The following is a 20,739-nucleotide window of genomic DNA, read 5'->3' on the forward strand; positions in this document are numbered from 1 at the left end:
CGTTTTATCCGTATTGTTGTACTTTTTCACATCCTAGGTTTAAGGATTTAATACAATCTACTATTCTAATCAGTTCTTCTTCTGTTAGATTTGAACCTGAAGGGAGGCAAATCCCCGATTCAAATAATTGGTCTGACACACTATAGGTTTCATGATGTGAATAATATTTCATCCCTCTAAATAAAGGCTGTAAATGGAGTGGTTTCCATACAGGTCGAGCTTCTATATTCTCATTAGCCATTAAGTCCAAGATGTCCTTTACAGAAACTCCTGCTTCTATTTCATTTATTGTTAAAGCAGTCAGCCAACGGTTGGACTTGGTACCCTTCAATTCAGGCATAAAATAAATACCAGGTAAATGTCCTAATTCTTCTTGATATTTAGAAAATACACTTCTCCTCGCTTGCACTCTTTCTTTTAAAACCTCTAATTGTCCTCTACCTATACCCGCTAAAACATTACTCATTCGGTAGTTATAGCCCATCGTGCTGTGCTGATAATGTGGGGCAAAGTCTCGGGCTTGCGTTGCTAAGAATCGTGCTCGGTTTAAGGCTTCTAAATCATCGGAAACCAGCATACCTCCGCCAGATGTTGTGATAATTTTGTTCCCATTAAAGGAGTAAACTCCGAACTTGCCAAGCGTTCCACTTGGTATATCTTTGTATGAAGCTCCTAACGATTCTGCTGCATCCTCAATAATGGGTACCTCATATTCATTACAATGAGTTACTATCTCATCCATTTTGGCACTTTGACCATAAAGATTGACAACAATAACTGCCTTAGGTAACCTTCCATGAAGTTTCGCATCCCTTAATGCTCTCTCAAGTGCCTTCGGAGACATGTTCCACGTATCCGGCTCTGAGTCAATAAAAACTGGCTCTGCTCCTTGGTATAGAATTGGGTTTGCACTTGCAACAAAGGTAAGTGAGGAGCAAAATACAGTATCTCCTTTACCTACTTCTAATAAAGAAAGAGCCAAGTGGATGGCAGCTGTACCTGAACTAACAGCAACTGCTCCATTGACTCCTACGTAATCGGCCAATTCTTTTTCAAAGGCATCCACATTAGGTCCTAAAGGGGCAATCCAATTCGTTTCAATTGCCTCCTGCATATACTTGGCTTCATTACCTGACAGATGAGGAGGCGATAGGAAAATTCGACTTTTCTTAACTGAAGAAATCATTTAGACACCCTCTATCAATTGTAGTTTTATTACTTTAGCAGGGACACCAACAGCTGTACTTGATGGAGGGATGGTCTTTATCACAGTGGCACCAGCACCGATGATTGACCATTCCCCAATTTCTAAGCTAGGAATAACTGAGGCTCCTGCCCCTATATGTACTCCTTCTCCCACTTTCACTCCACCCGTCAATGTAGCTTTTGGAGAAACATGAACAAAATCAGAGATTTGGTTATCATGTTCAATAATTGCTCCTGTATTAATGATCGTATGATTACCAATGTACGAATCTGCATTTATTACGGCCTGTGGCATGACAACTGTCCCCACACCAATTGTTACACTCGGACTAATCCATGCTGTCGGATGAATCAATGTTGCATAGAAAGCATCTTCAAACCCTAATCTTTCGACTATTCTTTTCCTAGTCTCATTTCTTCCAATTGCTATAATGAACTTTAGATCTGGATGAATGTGTAATAGTTGTTTAGCCGAATCGATTGGACCATTGTAAACAGAATGTTCAAAATTTAGACTCGTGTATTTATCATCTAAAAAGGCGATAATTTGATTTTTTTCACTTAACCGAACCAAATCTTGAATAACCTTGCTATGTCCTCCCGTTCCAACAACCGCTAGTTTCATCCATGACCTCCTTCTACTGATTTTGTACCCTTGAATGGTTCTACTGTAGCTACCCCTCTTTGGGTAATCCCTTCAGTTTTAACTACTTTTTTTATCGTTATAAATAAGATTTTCAAGTCTAACCATAAGGAACGATTGTTCACATACCAAACATCCAATTTAAACTTATCTTCCCAGCTGATTGCGTTACGTCCATTTACTTGGGCCCACCCAGTAATTCCTGGTCGGACCATATGACGTTTTGCTTGTTCTTCGGAATATAATGGTAAATATTCCATTAATAAGGGTCTAGGGCCTACTAAGCTTATATCCCCTATAATGACATTTATTAATTGTGGGAGTTCATCAAGACTGAACCTTCTTAATGTAGCTCCAAACGGGGTGAGTCGAATCCGGTCAGAAAACAAATTCCCCATACTATCTCTGGCATCGGTCATTGTCCGAAACTTATAAAGATAAAATGGTTTTCCATGTAATCCCGGCCGTTGCTGCTTAAATAATATTGGTGCTCCTAGTTTGATTCTTATTAAAAGAGCTAAAGTTAACATGACTGGCAAAAACAAGATAAATAGTATCAAGCCACATATAAAATCAAGACATCTCTTCACTTTTCCTACTCCCTAGGGTAGAATTTGCTTTTTAGGTTCTAAAAGTTCATTCAATCTTTGCTGAATTTCTACAATCATGTCATTCACTTGTATATCTGACTCCTGCCCTTTTGAATAAAGCTCCACAAGCAATTCTTTAAATTTTTGTTGCGTTTGTAATCCCACTGTTTTTTCCTCACTTTACTGTTTCTTCAACTTTTTCCCCAAATAAAAAATCCCCACTTTTTCCTGTAAAGTGAGGGTCTTCTTCATATCCATTTGGATTTTTTCGTTGCCATCGCCAAGCATCGGCACACATTTCTTCTATTCCTTTTTCCGCTTCCCAGTTCAGACCCATTTTTGCCTTGGTGGGATCTGCAAAACAAGATGCTACATCTCCTGGTCTAGGCTTTACTATTTTGTAAGGAACCTTAGCCTGTGAAGCATGCTCAAAGGCTTGAACGACATCAAGAACACTGTATCCTTTTCCCGTTCCAAGATTATATGCACCAATTCCTTTTGTTTCCTTCACCTTTTCTACTGCTTTTAAATGACCTTTTGCTAAATCAACTACGTGAATATAGTCCCTTACACCCGTTCCATCTGGAGTTGGGTAGTCGTTTCCGAAGACACTTAACTCTTTAAGTTTTCCAACAGCCACTTGCGTGATATAAGGCATTAGGTTGTTAGGAATACCGTTAGGGTCCTCTCCAATTAGTCCACTTTCATGTGCTCCAACCGGATTAAAGTATCTTAATAAAGCGATACTCCAGCTTTTATCAGATTCATATACGTCTCTGAGTATCTCTTCAATCATCAGCTTTGTTCTTCCATAAGGGTTCATTGCCCATAAGCTGGCGTCTTCTTTGATTGGCACACTTTCTGGTACACCGTATACCGTTGCAGATGAACTAAAAACAAGATTTTTCACTCCATATTTGCTCATCACTTTACAAAGAATCACTGTGCTAGTGATATTGTTGTGGTAATACCAAAGTGGAGCATTCACTGATTCTCCTACTGCTTTTAGACCAGCAAAGTGAATCACTGCATTAATTTCGTTTTCTTCAAATACTTTAGTAAGTGCTTTCTCATCTAAAAGATCGATAAAATAAACCTTGAAGTCTTTCCCTGTAATGTTTTTTATTCTATTCAAAGATTCTGGTTTGCTATTAATGAAGTTGTCAACAACAACGATATTGTGTCCTTCATTTAATAACTCAACGCATGTATGACTTCCAATGTAGCCTGCTCCACCCGTGACAAGGATTGCCATATATTCACCCCTTTTTATCTTCTACAGGTAATTACTTTCATAATAAATATTGAGACTTATTACAGATTCATAGAAATAATATAGGAAATAAAAAATTACTATCAGATAATATATAAACCTTTGTTCTCTTCCTCTGAAAACCTGGACTACCCAAGAAACCAGAATCAATTGATAGAGATTGAAATAAATAGAAAAACGGGCAAATATCCAATTTTGCGTGGAGATAATCATAAATATTAACCCTATGAGAGCCATATTTACTATATAGTCACTACTGGGAAATATCTCTCTAAGCTTTTCTCTTCCTAAAAAAGCAATTACAAGAGGAGCAGCATATACAGCTACACGGATAACATTTGCTCCTCCTTCATCAAAGTTTGAGTAATGTCCATACTGTGTATCTTCAATTGCTGAAAACAATAGAGAAGAAAATAAATCAAACCCAACGACAATAATAACGGAGAAGAATAATAGAATAATTGTCGCCCTAGACCAAGCTTTGTATCTAACTAAAAAGTATATAGGTAAAAGTATAAGTGCACTTTGATGAAAAGTAGCAGCTATTAAAACAACAAGGAAATACATTATCCAGTTTCCACTAATGATAAAACGCGTAGCAGTAAATATGATTGCCGCCGCTAACACCTGTCGTATCCCATTCATTGACACAAGAAATAAGCCACCTGTGATATATGCATAGGTACTTAATTCAAAGAGCCCTGAGTATTTGGATAATGTCAAAACGATAAGTATATTAGTTATTAACGCGGTAACAAATATTAGCGTTTGAGGATCAGTTGAATAATTTTTTAATAGCATTTGAAGGATTCCGAAACCAAAGTCTTTATCTTTTACTATTGAATCCCATGTAAAATTACTAACTTTAAATGAGTGCATATAAAAGAAGGTGTCACCAATGTTTTTTCTAAGTCCTGAAATGACTACTAGTGATACCATAACTCCTGCTACTAATAATCGATTAAGTCTAATATTTATTGGTACACCATTTACAAGTACTGGATTTGAGAAATATCTAGCAAAAAACGAAAATATAAAAACGATAGCAAGATTCCACCATAAAAAGGTCATGTGTAACTACCTTTCAGCATTGTATAGGAAGTAATTTACTGCTTTACTGTTGCTCTTTGTGTTCTATTAATGAACAGATATAATGAAACACCAAATGGTATGGCTAATGCTGTAAATACTTTATTTGGTGATTCGATTAAAAATCTATTATTTTTTATCATTAGGCTACTAGAGACATAATGAATACACTCTCTAAATTTATCTTTCATTGTAGGTGAGTATTTCATTGCTTCTTTCCTAAAAAAGGCAAATCCATATGGATTTTTCCTGTATTGATGGATCATATTCATACTCGACCCATCTTCAAGATACTCCACATGGCAGAGAACTTCGTTCATAACTAGTAACGGACATTCTTGATCAATTAAAATATACTTATAACTTAATGGACAATATTTTTCACCATTAAAAAGGGGGTATGGTGGGGTTTTTTTAGTTAACTCTGATCGATAAACAAGTTTTTTATCTCCCTTAACTTTGGACTTTGCATATAAATCAGTTAATGTTGTTTCTTTTAATTGTTCTGGAATTCTTGTACCGATTATTTGCCCTTCAGGGGTGGCATCAAGTCCTATTAATCCAGCATATTTATTACTACCATACCTATTCCAATATTGTACTATTTTCTCAACAGCGTCATCGGGCATATAGTCATCTGAATCAATACAAACATTTAACTCGGTTTCTATCAATTCATAGGCTGTATTATGTGCCCCGTGCATACCTTGATTTTCTTGATAGTGGTACTTAATAGGTACTCTACCCTCAGTGATCCACTGTTTCACTAAATCCCTTGTATTATCAGTTGATCCATCATCTATGATTAACCAAATGAACTCCTTACAAGTTTGCCTTTGAAGACTTTCATAACATAAGTGAAGAGTATATGCACGATTGTAGGTAGGGGTGAAAATAGTTAAAAGGGGCTTCAAGACTAATCCTCCTATCACTTTGCTTCCATTAAATAATAATTTTCAAGCCAACTAGCCATACTATTCGTGTCATATCCACTTTCTCTTAAATGCATGGATGTATCATAATGCTCATGAGTTTTTGATAGTATTTTATTTGCCCAATAATCCGGAGAAGCTTGTAAGCTTATAAACTCTACCCTTCCAGTGACATCACTTTCCTTAGTAATCGAATCTGACACAATACAGTTTAGTCCGGCTGCTTGTGCTTCTATTAACACGACAGGCAAACCTTCGAATAATGATGGGAATAAAAAAAGATCCATTGCATTCATTAAGTTAGAAATATCTCCACGGACCCCTAAAAATTTAATATTCTTAGATAAACCCAAATTTTTCACTTTCTCTTCAACTGTATTTCTTAAATCTCCATCCCCCACAAGTAATAAAATGGAATTTGGTGTTTTCTTATAGACTGATTGAAAAATATCAATTAGATAATCATGATTTTTTTGCTTATTAAATCTACCGATGTGACCAATGACTAACTCATCTTCACCAATACCTAGTTCTTTTCTTAGTGATTTTCTCACTTCTGAGTTAAACTTGAATTCTTTTACATTTACAGCGTTATTAAGGACTTTCACTTTATTATCATTAGAAACCCTTCTTCCAAAAAGCCATTCCCCTGCCTTTTTAGAACATGCAAAATAAGTCGTAGGATTTTGCTTCATATAATATCGAGCATAAAGTCTGAATGGAAGCTTTAAATCGATTCCTAAATCACTCAAGTGACTATGAGCAATTCTTACTTTCACTCCAGCTTTTTTAGCTGCTCTTAAAACAAAGCTACTATTTTCATTGATATGAGAGTGGACTATTTTATATTTGTTCAATTGAAAAAAATCATCTAATAGGCTGAAGTATCTCTGATAGTTTCCTGGACGAATAGGAGGCATGTTATAGATTCTCCCTCCTAAATTAAGGATTTCGTCATCGTAGTGACCCTTTTCTTCCCGATGAACCATAAAATCAAACTGAACCTTAGTTCGATCGATTTGGCGGTAGTAATTCATCAGCATGGTTTCTAATCCACCACGGTTCATGATGGTTACTACTTGAAGTATTCTTATTGGTTCCACATCGATCCTCCTATCTTAACGACTTTCTTAATATATTTATGGTTACTAATAAACAGTAGTATCCGGCTACAAATCTTGATTTAGCAAAAAAATAAAAAACTCTCCACACTAAAGGAAATTGACTTAAGTCTAAATTAGTAAAAGAACTTTTTATTTGTTGATGGTGTAAGATCTTTTTTATTTTTTTCACCTTTACTGATGCTTGTTGGTTCTGTTCAAATAATTCATTTAACCCAAGACCAAGAGTATTAAGACAAATACGGTTACTTAGCGCTTGACTATAGTCATTACCTAGTTCTTTTTCTTCAATAAATGTTGATAGTTTTTTAAAAAGACATTCCCATTGACTCAATAGATTAGGTTTATAATTAGAGGTTAAAGAGGTACTGTTCTCTCTCCAGTAGTGATAAAGATACTTATTGATGAAAACAAAATTTTGTGTAAAGTACATGACCTCTATATTAAATAAAGAATCTTCATTGGTTCCTATCTCATGTAAGTCAGTAAATACTATTTTATTATCAAGAATTAAGTTAGTCTTATATAGCTTTGACCAGACGGTGCCCCATGCATCTAATAATTCTGGATTCCTAACTTCATCACCCAATGGCCCTATTAATCTTCTTAATATTTTTTTATGAACTTCTTCACCGGTGAACTTCACTTGTTCAGGCATATGAAACTGCTTTTTCTTTGAATGACTACCAAATTCTCTAATATAACTACACATAACTACATCAGCTTCTTCAACTTGAGCAGTTTTATATAGTTCTTCATACATATGTTTATCAATCCAATCATCCGGATCAACAAAACCTATATATTCTCCAGTAACTTGTTCCAATCCAGTGTTTCTAGCAGAGGATACTCCGCCATTTTTTTTATTTATGACTTTGAGTCGTGGATCCGATTTTTGGTAATCTAGTAAGATTTCGTAGGACCTATCGGTTGAGCCATCATTGACAGCAATGATTTCAATTTCCTTTAATGATTGATTTAAGATACTGTCTAGACATCTATTTAGATATTTATCCACGTTATATATAGGCACGATTATACTTACTTTCGGCTTCACGACTTTCCTCCGCAATATAGTTTGAATACACTTCTTTTATTTCTGTACTAACTTGGTCTAATGAGAACTTTTTTACTAATTTAACGCTAGCAGCTCCCATTTTTTCTCGCATATCCACCGAATTATATAGCTTCAAAATTTTCAATCCAAAATCTTGAAAGTTATCATTTACAACTGTAAATCCATTTACACCATCACTAACTAACTCTATATGTCCCCTATTAACACTAGATATAATTGGTAATCCACATGCCATTGCTTCCATGATATTCACAGGAAGTCCCTCTCTTTTACTAGACGCAACGACTATATCACTCATTTTTAATAGAGATTCGATATCCCTACGGTATCCTAAAAAATCGATCATACTTATAACATCTAACTGTTCTGATAGCTGTTTGCTTTGCTCGAGAAGAGGTCCTTCTCCTGCTAACAGTAGTCTCGCTTTAGGAATGTGCTCCTTAACATGTGCAAGTGCATGAATTAGAAGCTGCTGATTCTTATTTGCATTAAACTCCGCCGCGTAAAACATTAAAAAGGCATCGTTATCGTAACGATGCTCTGCCCTTAACACTTCTTTATGAAAGTTGGATACTGGTGTAAAACGTTCTGTATCCACGCCCACTCCGTGTACATGTTCAATTTGCTTAGCTTTAAACTGATGGGAGGTGGCTAATTTATAATCTTCTTCATTAATCGTAATTAAAGAGTCCGTTAAGTAAGATAATACTCTCTCAATAGGGTAGTAGACCATCCAGTTAGGAATGGGTGCTCCTTTACAAAAATGAAACCCATGTGCGGTATAAATCACTTTTGTCCCTTTCTGTCTTGCGGAACGAGCTGCTAGTCTCGCGAGCACTCCTCCCATTGGTGTATGACAGTGTATGAGCTGATACCCATTTCGATCGATAACCTCTTTTAGTTGGTTATACGCAGCTATGTTTTTTCTATGAAAAGGTGACCGTTGTATCGGGAGATTGAACTTTTCATCTACAAATGGTAGTTCGATTGTTCCCGAAGCAGCTACATGAACATCCCACCCTTGTTCCTTAAACCACTTTAAATAAGGTAGATGGAAGGCACTGAAATGATAGTCAACTGTTGCACAGAACAACACTTTTCTTTTCATAGGACACCTACTTTATTGGTTGTCTATCGAGCACCGCTGATAGATAGTTTAATAGGTCAGAACGTAGCTCTTCTTTTTGAAGGGCAAATTCAATCGTTGTTTGAATAAAGCCCATCTTTTCCCCTACATCATGGCGAGTTCCTTCAAAATCATAAGCATAGACTGCCTCATATTGATTTAGCCCTGCGATGGCATCTGTTAACTGAATTTCTCCACCTGCTCCAGGTCCTTGCTCTCCTAAAATATCAAAAATTCTAGGATTTAAGATGTATCTCCCCATAATAGCTAGATTGGAAGGAGCCTCCTCCATCTTAGGCTTTTCTACTAGGCTATTCACGCTAATGAATCTCTCACCAATTTCATTGCCGTTAACAATACCATAGCGTGATACTTCTTCCATTGGAACCTTTTGTACTCCAAGAACGGAAGCCTGATATCTTTCGTATTGATCGATTAATTGTTTTAAACATGGCTTTTCTGCTTGAACGATATCATCTCCAAGTAGAACAGCGAATGGTTCATTCCCAATAAATTTTCTTGCACACCAAATGGCATGACCTAATCCCTTTGGCTCCTTTTGGCGGATATAATGGATATCTGCCATTTGTGAGGATTTTTGCACCTCACTTAGTAACTCAAATTTACCCTTTTCAATTAGATTTTGTTCTAATTCAAACGAATTATCAAAATGGTCCTCAATCGCACGTTTTCCTTTTCCCGTTACAATGATGATGTCTTCGATTCCAGAAGCAACCGCTTCTTCTATAATATATTGAATCGTTGGTTTATCTACGATTGGTAGCATTTCTTTTGGCATCGCTTTTGTCGCTGGAAGGAATCTGGTTCCTAATCCTGCTGCTGGAATGATCGCCTTTTTTACTTTTTTCATTTGTTTCCCCTTTCTTACCCTGAAATAGATACAACAGTTGCTTTCTTTCTCTTTACCTTATTGTTCGCTAGATTAATTAACACTTCTTTTAACATTTCTTTCTCCATCGTGTGGAAGGTTTGAACAATCTTATCAATATCCTCGAGAAAAAGCGTAGCCGGTTTTCCTATATATATATTCGGAAACACTTGTTTTTCCTGTACTTCTTCGTCCTTTAATAGCTCCTCAAACAACTTCTCACCAGGACGGATTCCTGTAAATTCAATTCCTATTTCTTCTATTGTATAGCCTGACAGCTTGATTAAATTCTTGGCCAAGTCTACAATTTTTACGGGTTCTCCCATATCTAATACGAAGATTTCGCCTCCACGTGCTAGTGCACCTGCTTGAATGACTAATCGAGAGGCTTCTGGAATAGTCATGAAATATCGAATCATATCTGGATGAGTGACCGTAACTGGTCCACCTTTGGCTATCTGCTTTTTAAATAATGGAATAACACTGCCTCGACTACCAAGTACATTTCCAAAACGAACAGCAACAAATTTCGTCTTACTTTTTTGATCCATGTTTTGAACGATCATTTCTGCAAGTCTTTTCGTTGCTCCCATAACACTGGTTGGATTCACAGCCTTATCTGTTGAAACCATGACAAAGGTTTCAACCCCATGCCAACTGGCTGCTTCCGCCACATTTCTTGTACCTATAATATTATTTTTGACTGCTTCTTCTGGATTTCGCTCCATTAACGGAACATGCTTATGAGCTGCTGCATGATAGACCACTGCGGGGTGATGAGTTCCCATCACATTCATCATTTTCTTAGGGTCCTGTAAGTCCGCAATTTCCGTAACATACTCAATTGGTAGGTGTCCAAACTTTTCTTTTAGCTCTTGTTCAATGGAGTAAATACTATTTTCACCGTGACCAAGCAATACAAGTTTCTTTGGTGAGAACAATGATATCTGTCTACACAACTCTGATCCAATGGAACCTCCTGCTCCAGTTACTAATACGACCCGATCAGTAACATATTCCGAGATACGATCCATATCTAGAACAACAGGACTACGACCTAGTAAGTCCTCTACCTCAACATCCCGAATACCATTAACTGAAACTCTTCCGGTTACAATATCCTCTAACATCGGAAGAATTTGTGTTTTCGCCTTTGTTTTCGCACATTCTTGAAAAATGATGTTCAATTCTTTTCTTCCTAAAGAAGGAATGGCAATTATGATGTTATCTATTCCTAGTGAATCGACTGTATGAGTAATTTGGTCGATACTTCCCACTACAGGTAGCCCAAGGATATCTAATTGATGTTTGTTAAGATCATCATCTATAAATGCAACTGGTTGTAATACGGAATCACTACTTCTTAGTAACTGTCTTGCCACCATAGTTCCTGCAGAACCTGCACCAATAATTAATGCTCTCTTTCTTTCTTTAGAGGAATGCAAATAGTTATCTCGATACATTCTCCAACAAAATCTTGAGCCACCAATCATGGACATATGAAGAAGCCATGTAACAGCCAAAAGTCGGAAGAAGATTTCACCAAGCATAATTTGTTGAGTAAGTGCTGCTGTCAGTATAGACAACGTCACCACTTTACATATGATGATCATTTCACCTACACTTGCATATTCCCATGCTTTTTTATAAACATGCAAAAGCAATGAATAGACATGATGACTAAGTACGATAGCTAATGAGCTTAATACAATTGGAGATGTGATGACACCAGTACTTGCATTCGTAAGGAAGAACCCAAAGAAGATGGCTGTTAATACAATGAAGGAATCAATTAATATAAATAATGACAATCGTTTCTTATAAGACAATTTTATCCCCCCTATTCGTCTTACTATTTAGTCTAATGTCACATTTCTTCGTTGAATGGCATAGTCAATGATTTTTCTAATTTCTTCTAGCTGCTCACGTGTTGCCTCTTGTTTTATGTACCTCACCGTCTTTTTTAGTGACTTCGGAAACTTATCAATATTACCCATCACTGATCGAACTCCTTAGGAATAAAATAAAAAACTTAACTATACGTTTTTCTGTGTAAAAGCGTATAGTTAAGTTTTTTATTAATAAAACAGGGCATCTAACCCTACCTCACATCACACTATCGACGACTCGCGTCTAAGGTTTTCCACCCACAGCATAACCGAGTGCCTCCATTGATATAGGTTAGGAGACATCACCTTTTACATTGATCTATTGTGAACAAGATGATTCTTGATTAAGAACAAACAGGTTAAAAAAAGAGACTAGCTTACTTGGTTTACAATTACACCAACTAAAGGGGACTTCGCAAATTCTAAAACCTTCTTAGATTCTAAAGCTGCCTCCAATTTGGTTTTTGCTTTTTGTACAACTAGAATCACTCCGTCACACAAGTTTGCTAGTACCTTGGTGTCTGTAACCTCAAGTACTGATGGTGAATCAACCAGAATAAGGTCATAGAGTGGTTTAATATGTGATAACAATTCTTTCATTTTTTCAGATTCAAGTAGCTCTGCGGGATCCAGAGGGATCGGTCCACTTGTTAATAAATCTAGATTATCAATATTACATTTTGTAATTGCTTCACAAAAAGGTGTTTTATCACTTAAAACATCTGTCAATCCAACCTCATTACTCACTTTAAAAAGTTGATGAATGCTTGGATTTCTAAGGTTTCCATCAATCAGAAGGACCTTTTCTTTTTGTTGAGCAATGGAAATAGCTGTATTAGCAATAATGGTTGATTTTCCTTCAGATCGCCCTGGAGAGCTAACCACTAGCAAATTGTTTTTCTCATGTTCATTTAGGAAGTGAATATTCGTTCTTATCGTTCGAAACTGTTCAGAAATGATTGATTCAGGATTTGAGTAGGTAATTAAGTTCCTTTTCTTAATCTTAGTTAGTTCCTTACGTCTACTTCTAAATACCAATAGAATCACCTCGATTATTCACGTTTATCTTTTTGGTTTTGTTAATATTCTTTTTGGACATTGCGGACACACTCCCCAGAATAGGGACTTCTAGAAGATCTTCCACTTCCTGCTCTGAGCGAATCGATTCATCAAGCGAGTCAACTAAAAATATTAAGCCAATCCCTATGACAATGCCTCCAATAATGGCGGCCCCCAATATCTTGTTTTCATTACTTTCATTAATAGGAATTGGATTTACCTGTGCATCAGATAGTACTCTAACATCATCAAAATCCATAATATTTGGAATCTCTTGAATAAAGACACTCGCAGTAGTATTGGCAATTTCTGCAGCTAGTTCAGGGTTTACATCAATGACACTGATTTTTACTACTTGCGTCTCATCAATACTTCCAACTTGTATACTTTGAGCTAAAGATTCTGGTGTTCTTTCAATACCAAGTTGTGTAATTACCTTCTCTAATACCGTTTTGTCCTTAATGATCACTTCAAGAGTCTTTCGTTGCCCTCCATCCGCATTAATAATAATATTAGTAGATGAACTATATAACAGCGTTGTTTGGTTGATAGAACTGTAAAAATATCCAAAAAGGGCTGCTAGTATAGTGATGGTTATTCCGATCCAAGCACGTTTCTTTAAAATTCCGAGTATTTCTTTTAAATTTATTTCCTTTGCCATGCGTCGGTCATTTTGAAAACGCCCCATACATACCACCTTGTTCTCTTTGTATTGTATAGTTCTAAATAAAGAACAATTGCTTCAAAAAAATAGATTTCCTTTTTGGAATCTGCTTTTTTGAACTAATATTCTTTATAATAAATATATTAGTTCTTTAAAGAGAACAAGTCAATGAAATTTTGTTTATTATTTCTTAAGTTTAAGTAAATTATTGTTATGGAGTTGCCTCCAGTTGTTTTCCCAATAGCGTACTAAATAGACCTCGTCTATCGTTGGCTAATTGTTGAAATCCTCCTGCTTGAATAATTCTTCCTTTATCCAATACCAGTACTTGATTAGCACTGCGGATTGTAGACAATCGATGGGCTACGATTATAATTGTCATTTTCCCTTTAAGTTTATCAAGTGAATCTTGAATGATTCTCTCATTTTTTGTATCTAGAGCACTAGTTGCTTCATCAAGCACAAGAAGTGCTGGTTTTCTAATTATTGCTCTAGCTAAAACAATTCTTTGCCTTTCCCCACCTGAGAGTCGTATTCCTCGATCACCAATAATGGTGTCGAAACCGTTAGGAAGTCTTTTTACAAATTCATCAGCTGAAGCAAACTGTAAAGCTTCCCAGATTTCATCATCTGAGGCATCTGATTTGACTAGTAATAAATTATCCTTAATACTTCCATTAAATAAATAGGGATCTTGAGGGACATAGCTTATTGCTTTTCTTAATGGTAAAAGATCACCTTTATCAATTTTTTTACCATTGATATGTACCTCTCCATTATCTGGTTGATTAAGTCCCATAAGTAAGTCTATAAGAGTACTCTTTCCAGCTCCAGAAGGTCCTACTATAGCTGTCGTTTGGTTCACTGTAAATTCAACATTTATGTCCGATAAAGCAAAACTTTTTCCATTATCATAGCTAAAAGAAACATTTTTTAAAGAAATACATCCATCTACACTTATCGGATTAATTTTCTTATAAATCTCATTGTCTAATTCTTTAGCATTCTTGCATTCGGATTGTAAATCTCCCAAAGCATAGAAAGATGGAAGCAGTGTCCAAATTTGTTCAAGGCTAGCTTGAATGGCAGATAACCTAGGCCATAACCTTGAAAATATTAGCAAAATAACCATTAATTCAGTTGGTTGAGAATGAAAGAAACGGATAGAAAAATATACAAAAATAGATAAAAGAATTGCTGATACAATCTTATATATTAATTGTGAAGTTGATCGAACCTTCACAAGTCCTATCATATTTTCTTCCATTTCGTGATTTAAGTCTTTAAACCACTTTATGTGAATTCCTTCCAATGTATTGCTTTTTATATCCTTTATCCCACTAAAATGATCTGTCATCCCACCTAAAAACTTTTTTGAGAGTTGAACAGTATTTTTTCCTAAGTCATTTGACTTTTTTACTAATCCTCTAGAACTTAACACTAATAAAAAACCAAAAAACAGGACAAATAGAGTCATACTAAAAGATAGGTATAAAGATAAACCAATTTGTATACAAGTGAAAACTAGAGAAGTAACAAACTGCAAGAACAATTGAACTCCACCAGTAACCCTACCAATCTCAGTTGTCATTATATTAATAATATCGGATCTTCTTTTCTTTATAAAAAAACTCCATTTTGCTTGAAGTAACAACTGATATGTTTCTTCTCTGACATGTCTGCTGAATCCTTGTTGTATTTTAGTGTTTAGAATTTGCTGATTTCTTTGGAATACTCCCTGACTTAGCATTAAAACTAAGTAAATCGTCAAAATAATTAATAGTCCAGCTTCAACTGAGAATGTATTAAAAAACGAATATATAAAGCTAAGTTTTGTATCTCCTGTCATATTAATGTTAAGAATACCACTAAAATTAATCAGAGGAATTAATAATAGTAATCCCACACCTTCAATTAAAGAAAGAAAAATCATTGCAACTAAATTTAAATAAAGGATCAACCCCGAGTATTGATGTAATTTCTTTAAATAATAGATTAAGAACTTCATTTAAATCCTCCGTTTAGGAAAAAGCATGTTTAGTTGTCTTCCTCCATAACCAAATAAAAGGTCTTAGAGGGAAATATAAAAAATGAAAGTATCTAGGCAAAGGTAGTGTTGTAGCATCTTCTGGGTAAGGATATAGCGTACTTAAACCAAAGAGTATCTTATGATAATTTGACATTAATGCTACCAGGTGCCGTTTATGATAACATGCAATTTCTTCTGGTAAAGGTTCATTATGAAGATTTACCATTCTTTCTAAATAAAACACTGCCTCTTGTGCTAGTTTGGTAGATTGTTCATCTAAATAATGTACCCACTCTTTCGAAAGCTTAGTACCTAGTATTTCTCTTGACAATAGTATCGCTTGCTTTCCGATTGATTCTACATGGTATTTTTTTAAGGTATCCCATATTAATGAACAACTAACATTTTTTTGTATTAACTGATGGATATCAACTAGCCATCTTAGTCTTGACCATCCATGTCGCGCTCCATGTGTTACTAAAAAATAGAATAAATCGACATGTCCCAGGTAGTGAATAGGCTTACCGGTGTATAGGCTAGTTTCCTTTCTAGACCAAAGATAATTAAAAGATGGTTCTCTTCCTGGACCTGGGTTTAGCCTCCAGTGAATCTCTATCTTTATATTGTTTATAGGATTTATATAGGTAAAGTGATGATGTCTCCATTTCCAATCACTTAGTATACTCTGAATATACTCATCTTTTACATAGCCCTTCTCTGTTAATAACTTATCTACTTTACTTAAGTCCTTTAATTCAACTAATAAATCTAAATCACTTGATGTTCTTAATGAAATATCACCATACAACTCTTTTGCTAATATAGGCCCTTTTAAGAATAAGGACCTGATCCCATTCTCGCTAAATAATGAACTTATATGTGACATTTCTGAGCTATATTGGAGCATAAGAAACGTATTATACTCGAAATATTGATTTACTTTGTTAACAATGTTTTTAGGAATACTTGGGATACATAATGAACGAAGTCTAACAGCAAGATTGGGATATAATCGGTGGTGGATAGCTAGTTCTAAAAAGAGCTCCCAATCCATTTCTGAGGGAACACCATAATCATTAATTTCTTTTTTCTTGTTATCACTTATTATATTAAGTAAAAAAATAAGTTCCTTTGAAATCCCCGAAAGGTTGAGTTTTTTAACTTCCATCAATATCCCCTACTGCATGATTTATTTTAGAGAATGCCCCAACTACAGTAAAATCGTTCATTTCTTCCCCACCAGTTACTATGTCACTACCGCTTCTTAACCATGCATGAGCAATGAGTTCCCCGTACTCACTCTTTCCTGTTCCTAAATACAAAGTAGAATAAATCTTTCTTCTCTCAAGCATTTTCATCGCTGCTAAGGCACGTACTAAACACATACTTTCCCATAAAGTATGCCGACTCATAATTTCGATAGCTTCAGATACTTTGGATATGGTTAATTTATTATAATCATTTGATTGAAAACCTGTTTCAGCAACCTCTAGATTTAATATACTGGTTAACTTTCTAAACCTTATTAATTTCATACATCTTGCCCAGCCCAACATAATAAGAGCCTCTAACAAAAGCAGTTGTTTTGATAAACTTAGTGAAGAAAATATTTTAATTTTGTTTGAAATCATATTTTACCCTTGCTTTACAGTAACTAAGTTCTCTGCTTGGAGTGAACCAATAAACTCTAGAACATGTTGTTCACATTCATTTTTTGATATGTCAAACTCTTCTAGAAGATCCGAAACCAATTTATGTAAAGTAATGGAACTTCCTATTTTCTTCCAAATAATCCCACCAATTTCACCCAGATTATAGTATTTACCATTGTCAATATTCAGCATAACAACTTCACCATTCATATTACTTACAACATTTCCTGGAACTTGTGAAATAGTACTGTCAATTGTGATATTATTAAGTATTTTCATATTATTCCCCACTTTTAATTGTTTTTAAAATAAGCTCTGTTATTTCCCCCACTGTAACTCCTACTATTGGACGCTGTATTTGATATGTAATAATATTTGGAATAATTTCAGTAGAAAGAGAAAAATGCCAATCCATTATATTAAGCTTATGAAGGAGGAAATTTCTATAAGTATGGGTAAAAAGTAAATGGAACCTGTTTAGACTCGGAATAGATCGAATCTCTACAGCGGTTTGGTCAGCTTTTACTAATTCAAATATTCCACCTAGAGGTAGAGGTTCAGAATAAAAGTGTGAATTTATCGGTATACAATACTTTTCCTCACGTCCGTATATTGAATCATAGCCACTTCGTTCCATTCCAAATATATTCAAGCTTTCCTGCCATAATTTTTGTTGAGGATAAGAGGGTACCACCCAAGGCTGCCCATCTTTTAATGTTACAGCTATTAGGTCGTCGCTAACTAATTTATATCCCTGATTAATAAATGATGAAGCCAAAGTGGATTTTCCTGCTCCTGAATGACCTACAAATGCATAGGCTTTACCATTAATCTCTATTAAACTTCCATGTAGTGGAAGTATCTCTCTTTGTAATAGAATAATTCCCATACAAGTACCTAGGATATATAATTTAATAAGTTGCATATCTGATGATTGAAGACACTCGGCATTTATTGTTTTCCCATAATCCATATAGAAAGTAACTACTTCTGGGACATGGAATATCACAGTATCACCATCGTTAATAAACTCATATTCGGATGAACTAATCGTTAAACTTTGTACTTTTTTTATGTTAATTTCGAGGTCAAGATTTGTTAATTCTTGTAAGCGAGGTAGCTCTTCCATCTGAATATTACTCTTAATATAAAGCCCGAATGCCCAATAATAGAATTCTTGTTTAGTAATTAACATACTATTCACTCCATACTAACTAGAACTTAATTTAAGCCCTTATACGTATGTATAGTTACATGTATAAGGGCACTTAAATCTACTAATCTTTTTTAGCTAGTAAAACGTTTCCATGTACCTGGATCGTCCTTATCTACTTCTTTCCCTGGAACATAAGCCTCATCTGTATAAGGCCCATAAACAGTTGAAGCCATTGTCATCTTTACATCTAAAACTTCTAAAACTGGAGCATTCCATGCTTTTTTCATACTTGTCACCTCCCTTCAGTAAAATTTTTCATAAAACGGTAAACAACTAGGATTCTCATGATAATCTTGTAATCCATATCTATTGCATCTTCGGGTTTTACATTATCCTTTATTTTGTTGAATCCTCTTTGAATGACATCTGAATTTACAAATGATAATAATGTACCATCTTTAGAAAATTCCTGTACTTCCCTTATTAGAGAATCCCAAAAGGGTATCATTCGGTGGACCCAGTCTGCCCCTTGAACACCACGAACACTTTGATTTAATCGAATACTATCTGGTAAATACCCTTCTGTTGCATTACGTATTAGTGCCCGATCTATCCCGTTTTGCACATATTCATCCTCCGGTACCGAAAGGCAAAACTGAATAACACGTGAATCATTGGTTGGGTCCCTCTTCCAAACCGAGTAGGGTAGCGAGAGTTTGCATGCTAACGTATTACTTGCATTCCAATGAAAGACATCCTCAAAATGACGTCTTCTATTATGAAAAATATCTTGAGAAGACAACCAGCCTGATTTATCAATTCCATAGTCCCATAATCTTTCATACACCTTTGTTTTCTTTGCAAATTCCGGATTAATAATAGAAATAATATCTTCCTCATTTGATTTATCGAGAGCAGGAAATGCCATTTTAGCTATAGATGGGATGCGACGATATCTACTTCCACCGACTTTTTGACTGAATTGATTCAGTTCCTGAAAAAGTTTAATTAGCCTAAATTTCTTTAATAATAATGCGTAATAATCTAAAGCAGTCCCCCATGAAATGGATATATTTCCTCTTCCACCATTTAAAAGAATGCCTACATTCTCCTCACTGGCTTTTTCATACATCCCTTTGAGCCAAAATGAATTCTCAAAAAACTTGTAGGGCATCTCCATTACATCTAGGAAACTACTAATTTCTGAATACGAGTCCCTACCACTAAAATCAAGATAATGTTCCTTTATTCCTCCAACATAATTAACAGTCTTTTTTATTAGCGGCCTTTCATCAGGTAGTAGGTGCCTTGGAGTAAAGTCCTCAAAATCACTTGGAGGTATATAACTAAATGCATATAAAGGTTTATCCTTACTCAGGAGCTTCCTTCCAAAGGCTACAATCGATCCTGAGTCAAGCCCACCACTAAGCTGAGCTCCTACATTTAAGTGGGTTCTTAATCTTGAACGAATAGCTTCCTGAAAAACATCACGGAAGGCCTCAATATAATCATCAGTTGATTTGAGTTTGATAGTATTAAAGTCAAATTTTGTGTATCTTCTTTGTTTTGTCGCGTTATTCTTAATAGTAATACTGTGTGATGGAGGAATTTGATAAATGTTCTGATAAACTGTTTGTGAAGCGCTGGCCACATCGACCATCCCTATAATTGCTAGATATTCAGCTAACCATTGTTCGTTAAGTTCCATTTTTACATTTTGCAATCCCAGAATCGGCTTCATAACCGTACAAAACAAAAACCTCTGCCCATCTTTAAAGTAATAAAGCGTTCGACTACCAGAAAAATCTCGAGCTCCAAATAATTTCTGCTCTTTCTCATCCCATATCACATAAGCAAAATCTCCAACTAAAAACTTAGGAGACTCCTCACCCCACTTATGATAAGCAAGTAGAATTAGCTGACTATCAGTGATCTTTTTCTGATCTTCTCTATCAATCTGCAAAAGCTGAAATAGCTCTTCTCGATTGTCGATGATTGCATCTGCTGTAATAGCCAGACGTCTTTCATAGTCATAGAATGGTAGTTGTTCGCCAATGGATTCTGGTGTGATCCATTGAGCATGGCAGCCGAGGAATAGGTTATCTTTATGCCAGGTTTGTATGTCATTGGCAGGAAATTTTTCTAGAGCTTTCATCATGCCAGTGCTTTGTTCAATTGAGACGGGTTCCCCGTTAAGGTTTAAGATTCCAGCAATCGCGCTCATATTTCCTCCTGATTCCAACCAATCTGTATTTATGTATACCACTATGTTCTCAGTAGAGAACATTTAATCCAAAAAAAATTTATTAGTTGATTTTTCTTTGAGTAAGTTCCGATTAGTTC

General features: G+C 35.4%; 22 protein-coding genes. All 22 read right to left on the minus strand.

Annotation, left to right across the window (positions count from 1 at the left end; translation table 11 throughout):
* Positions 1-4 precede the first annotated feature (4 nt).
* A complete protein-coding gene (locus MKX65_RS19510; RefSeq protein WP_340905178.1) occupies positions 5-1,186 on the minus strand; it encodes a DegT/DnrJ/EryC1/StrS family aminotransferase in 1,182 nt (393 codons plus the stop codon).
* The gene (locus MKX65_RS19515) at positions 1,187-1,831 is read right to left on the minus strand and encodes an acetyltransferase (protein WP_340905179.1); all 645 of its coding nucleotides are present in this window, start codon (positions 1,829-1,831) and stop codon (positions 1,187-1,189) included.
* Complete coding sequence (locus tag MKX65_RS19520) at positions 1,828-2,439, minus strand: sugar transferase (RefSeq protein WP_340905180.1); 612 nt, start codon at positions 2,437-2,439, stop codon at positions 1,828-1,830. The genes MKX65_RS19515 and MKX65_RS19520 overlap by 4 nt, the downstream gene beginning before the upstream one ends.
* 12 nt (positions 2,440-2,451) lie before the next feature.
* Complete coding sequence (locus tag MKX65_RS19525) at positions 2,452-2,604, minus strand: hypothetical protein (protein ID WP_340905182.1); 153 nt, start codon at positions 2,602-2,604, stop codon at positions 2,452-2,454.
* Between the two features lie 10 nt (positions 2,605-2,614).
* Positions 2,615-3,694 (minus strand): UDP-glucose 4-epimerase GalE, encoded by a 1,080-nt coding sequence (gene galE / locus MKX65_RS19530; RefSeq protein WP_340905184.1) that lies wholly within the window; start codon positions 3,692-3,694, stop codon positions 2,615-2,617.
* A 21-nt stretch (positions 3,695-3,715) separates the two neighbouring features.
* The gene (locus MKX65_RS19535; protein WP_340905185.1) at positions 3,716-4,783 is read right to left on the minus strand and encodes an EpsG family protein; all 1,068 of its coding nucleotides are present in this window, start codon (positions 4,781-4,783) and stop codon (positions 3,716-3,718) included.
* Positions 4,784-4,818: 35 nt separating this feature from the next.
* The gene (locus MKX65_RS19540; protein WP_340905186.1) at positions 4,819-5,715 is read right to left on the minus strand and encodes a glycosyltransferase family 2 protein; all 897 of its coding nucleotides are present in this window, start codon (positions 5,713-5,715) and stop codon (positions 4,819-4,821) included.
* 14 nt (positions 5,716-5,729) lie between these two features.
* The gene (locus MKX65_RS19545) at positions 5,730-6,836 is read right to left on the minus strand and encodes a glycosyltransferase family 1 protein (protein WP_340905188.1); all 1,107 of its coding nucleotides are present in this window, start codon (positions 6,834-6,836) and stop codon (positions 5,730-5,732) included.
* 10 nt (positions 6,837-6,846) lie between these two features.
* A complete protein-coding gene (locus MKX65_RS19550) occupies positions 6,847-7,911 on the minus strand; it encodes a glycosyltransferase family 2 protein (RefSeq protein ID WP_340905190.1) in 1,065 nt (354 codons plus the stop codon).
* Positions 7,874-9,040, minus strand: coding sequence for a glycosyltransferase family 4 protein (locus MKX65_RS19555; RefSeq protein ID WP_340905191.1), 1,167 nt, complete (start codon positions 9,038-9,040; stop codon positions 7,874-7,876). Before MKX65_RS19555 ends, MKX65_RS19550 begins: the two co-directional genes overlap by 38 nt.
* Before the next feature lie 7 nt (positions 9,041-9,047).
* On the minus strand, positions 9,048-9,929 hold the full coding sequence (gene galU / locus MKX65_RS19560; protein ID WP_340905193.1) for a UTP--glucose-1-phosphate uridylyltransferase GalU: 882 nt from the start codon (positions 9,927-9,929) through the stop codon (positions 9,048-9,050).
* Between the two features lie 14 nt (positions 9,930-9,943).
* Complete coding sequence (locus MKX65_RS19565) at positions 9,944-11,776, minus strand: polysaccharide biosynthesis protein (RefSeq protein ID WP_340905195.1); 1,833 nt, start codon at positions 11,774-11,776, stop codon at positions 9,944-9,946.
* A gap of 27 nt (positions 11,777-11,803) precedes the next feature.
* Positions 11,804-11,947: a hypothetical protein gene (locus tag MKX65_RS19570; RefSeq protein ID WP_157077395.1), complete on the minus strand. Its 144-nt coding sequence runs from the start codon at positions 11,945-11,947 to the stop codon at positions 11,804-11,806.
* A gap of 261 nt (positions 11,948-12,208) precedes the next feature.
* Positions 12,209-12,874 (minus strand): CpsD/CapB family tyrosine-protein kinase, encoded by a 666-nt coding sequence (locus MKX65_RS19575; RefSeq protein WP_340905197.1) that lies wholly within the window; start codon positions 12,872-12,874, stop codon positions 12,209-12,211.
* A complete protein-coding gene (locus tag MKX65_RS19580) occupies positions 12,864-13,583 on the minus strand; it encodes a YveK family protein (protein WP_340905199.1) in 720 nt (239 codons plus the stop codon). The genes MKX65_RS19575 and MKX65_RS19580 overlap by 11 nt, the downstream gene beginning before the upstream one ends.
* A 187-nt stretch (positions 13,584-13,770) precedes the next feature.
* Positions 13,771-15,567 (minus strand): ABC transporter ATP-binding protein, encoded by a 1,797-nt coding sequence (locus tag MKX65_RS19585; RefSeq protein ID WP_340905201.1) that lies wholly within the window; start codon positions 15,565-15,567, stop codon positions 13,771-13,773.
* 13 nt (positions 15,568-15,580) lie between these two features.
* Entirely contained in the window at positions 15,581-16,756 is a 1,176-nt protein-coding gene (locus MKX65_RS19590; protein ID WP_340905203.1) for a nucleotidyltransferase domain-containing protein, read from the minus strand.
* Positions 16,746-17,219 carry a lasso peptide biosynthesis B2 protein gene (locus MKX65_RS19595; RefSeq protein WP_340905205.1) on the minus strand — a complete coding sequence of 158 codons (474 nt, stop codon included), beginning with the start codon at positions 17,217-17,219 and terminating at the stop codon, positions 16,746-16,748. The genes MKX65_RS19590 and MKX65_RS19595 overlap by 11 nt, the downstream gene beginning before the upstream one ends.
* 3 nt (positions 17,220-17,222) lie before the next feature.
* Entirely contained in the window at positions 17,223-17,519 is a 297-nt protein-coding gene (locus tag MKX65_RS19600; RefSeq protein WP_340905207.1) for a lasso peptide biosynthesis PqqD family chaperone, read from the minus strand.
* Position 17,520: 1 nt separating this feature from the next.
* The gene (locus tag MKX65_RS19605) at positions 17,521-18,435 is read right to left on the minus strand and encodes an aldolase (RefSeq protein ID WP_340905210.1); all 915 of its coding nucleotides are present in this window, start codon (positions 18,433-18,435) and stop codon (positions 17,521-17,523) included.
* 92 nt (positions 18,436-18,527) lie between these two features.
* Positions 18,528-18,683 carry a paeninodin family lasso peptide gene (locus MKX65_RS19610; RefSeq protein ID WP_340905212.1) on the minus strand — a complete coding sequence of 52 codons (156 nt, stop codon included), beginning with the start codon at positions 18,681-18,683 and terminating at the stop codon, positions 18,528-18,530.
* Between the two features lie 5 nt (positions 18,684-18,688).
* Positions 18,689-20,620 carry an asparagine synthase-related protein gene (locus tag MKX65_RS19615; protein ID WP_340905213.1) on the minus strand — a complete coding sequence of 644 codons (1,932 nt, stop codon included), beginning with the start codon at positions 20,618-20,620 and terminating at the stop codon, positions 18,689-18,691.
* Between the last annotated feature and the right edge of the window lie 119 nt (positions 20,621-20,739).

Origin of the sequence: Robertmurraya sp. FSL R5-0851 (genome assembly GCF_038002965.1) — a bacterium.
Classification (GTDB): Bacteria; Bacillota; Bacilli; order Bacillales; family Cytobacillaceae; genus Robertmurraya_A; species Robertmurraya_A beringensis.

Coding starts and splice junctions, on each gene's coding strand:
- MKX65_RS19555 (WP_340905191.1), bottom strand. CDS start 9,040: ATGAAAAGAAAAGTGTTGTTCTGTGCAACAGTTGACTATCATTTCAGT.
- MKX65_RS19515 (WP_340905179.1), bottom strand. CDS start 1,831: ATGAAACTAGCGGTTGTTGGAACGGGAGGACATAGCAAGGTTATTCAA.
- MKX65_RS19610 (WP_340905212.1), bottom strand. CDS start 18,683: ATGAAAAAAGCATGGAATGCTCCAGTTTTAGAAGTTTTAGATGTAAAG.
- galE (WP_340905184.1), bottom strand. CDS start 3,694: ATGGCAATCCTTGTCACGGGTGGAGCAGGCTACATTGGAAGTCATACA.
- MKX65_RS19590 (WP_340905203.1), bottom strand. CDS start 16,756: ATGGAAGTTAAAAAACTCAACCTTTCGGGGATTTCAAAGGAACTTATT.
- galU (WP_340905193.1), bottom strand. CDS start 9,929: ATGAAAAAAGTAAAAAAGGCGATCATTCCAGCAGCAGGATTAGGAACC.
- MKX65_RS19615 (WP_340905213.1), bottom strand. CDS start 20,620: ATGAGCGCGATTGCTGGAATCTTAAACCTTAACGGGGAACCCGTCTCA.
- MKX65_RS19535 (WP_340905185.1), bottom strand. CDS start 4,783: ATGACCTTTTTATGGTGGAATCTTGCTATCGTTTTTATATTTTCGTTT.
- MKX65_RS19605 (WP_340905210.1), bottom strand. CDS start 18,435: ATGTTAATTACTAAACAAGAATTCTATTATTGGGCATTCGGGCTTTAT.
- MKX65_RS19585 (WP_340905201.1), bottom strand. CDS start 15,567: ATGAAGTTCTTAATCTATTATTTAAAGAAATTACATCAATACTCGGGG.
- MKX65_RS19510 (WP_340905178.1), bottom strand. CDS start 1,186: ATGATTTCTTCAGTTAAGAAAAGTCGAATTTTCCTATCGCCTCCTCAT.
- MKX65_RS19580 (WP_340905199.1), bottom strand. CDS start 13,583: ATGGGGCGTTTTCAAAATGACCGACGCATGGCAAAGGAAATAAATTTA.
- MKX65_RS19595 (WP_340905205.1), bottom strand. CDS start 17,219: ATGATTTCAAACAAAATTAAAATATTTTCTTCACTAAGTTTATCAAAA.
- MKX65_RS19600 (WP_340905207.1), bottom strand. CDS start 17,519: ATGAAAATACTTAATAATATCACAATTGACAGTACTATTTCACAAGTT.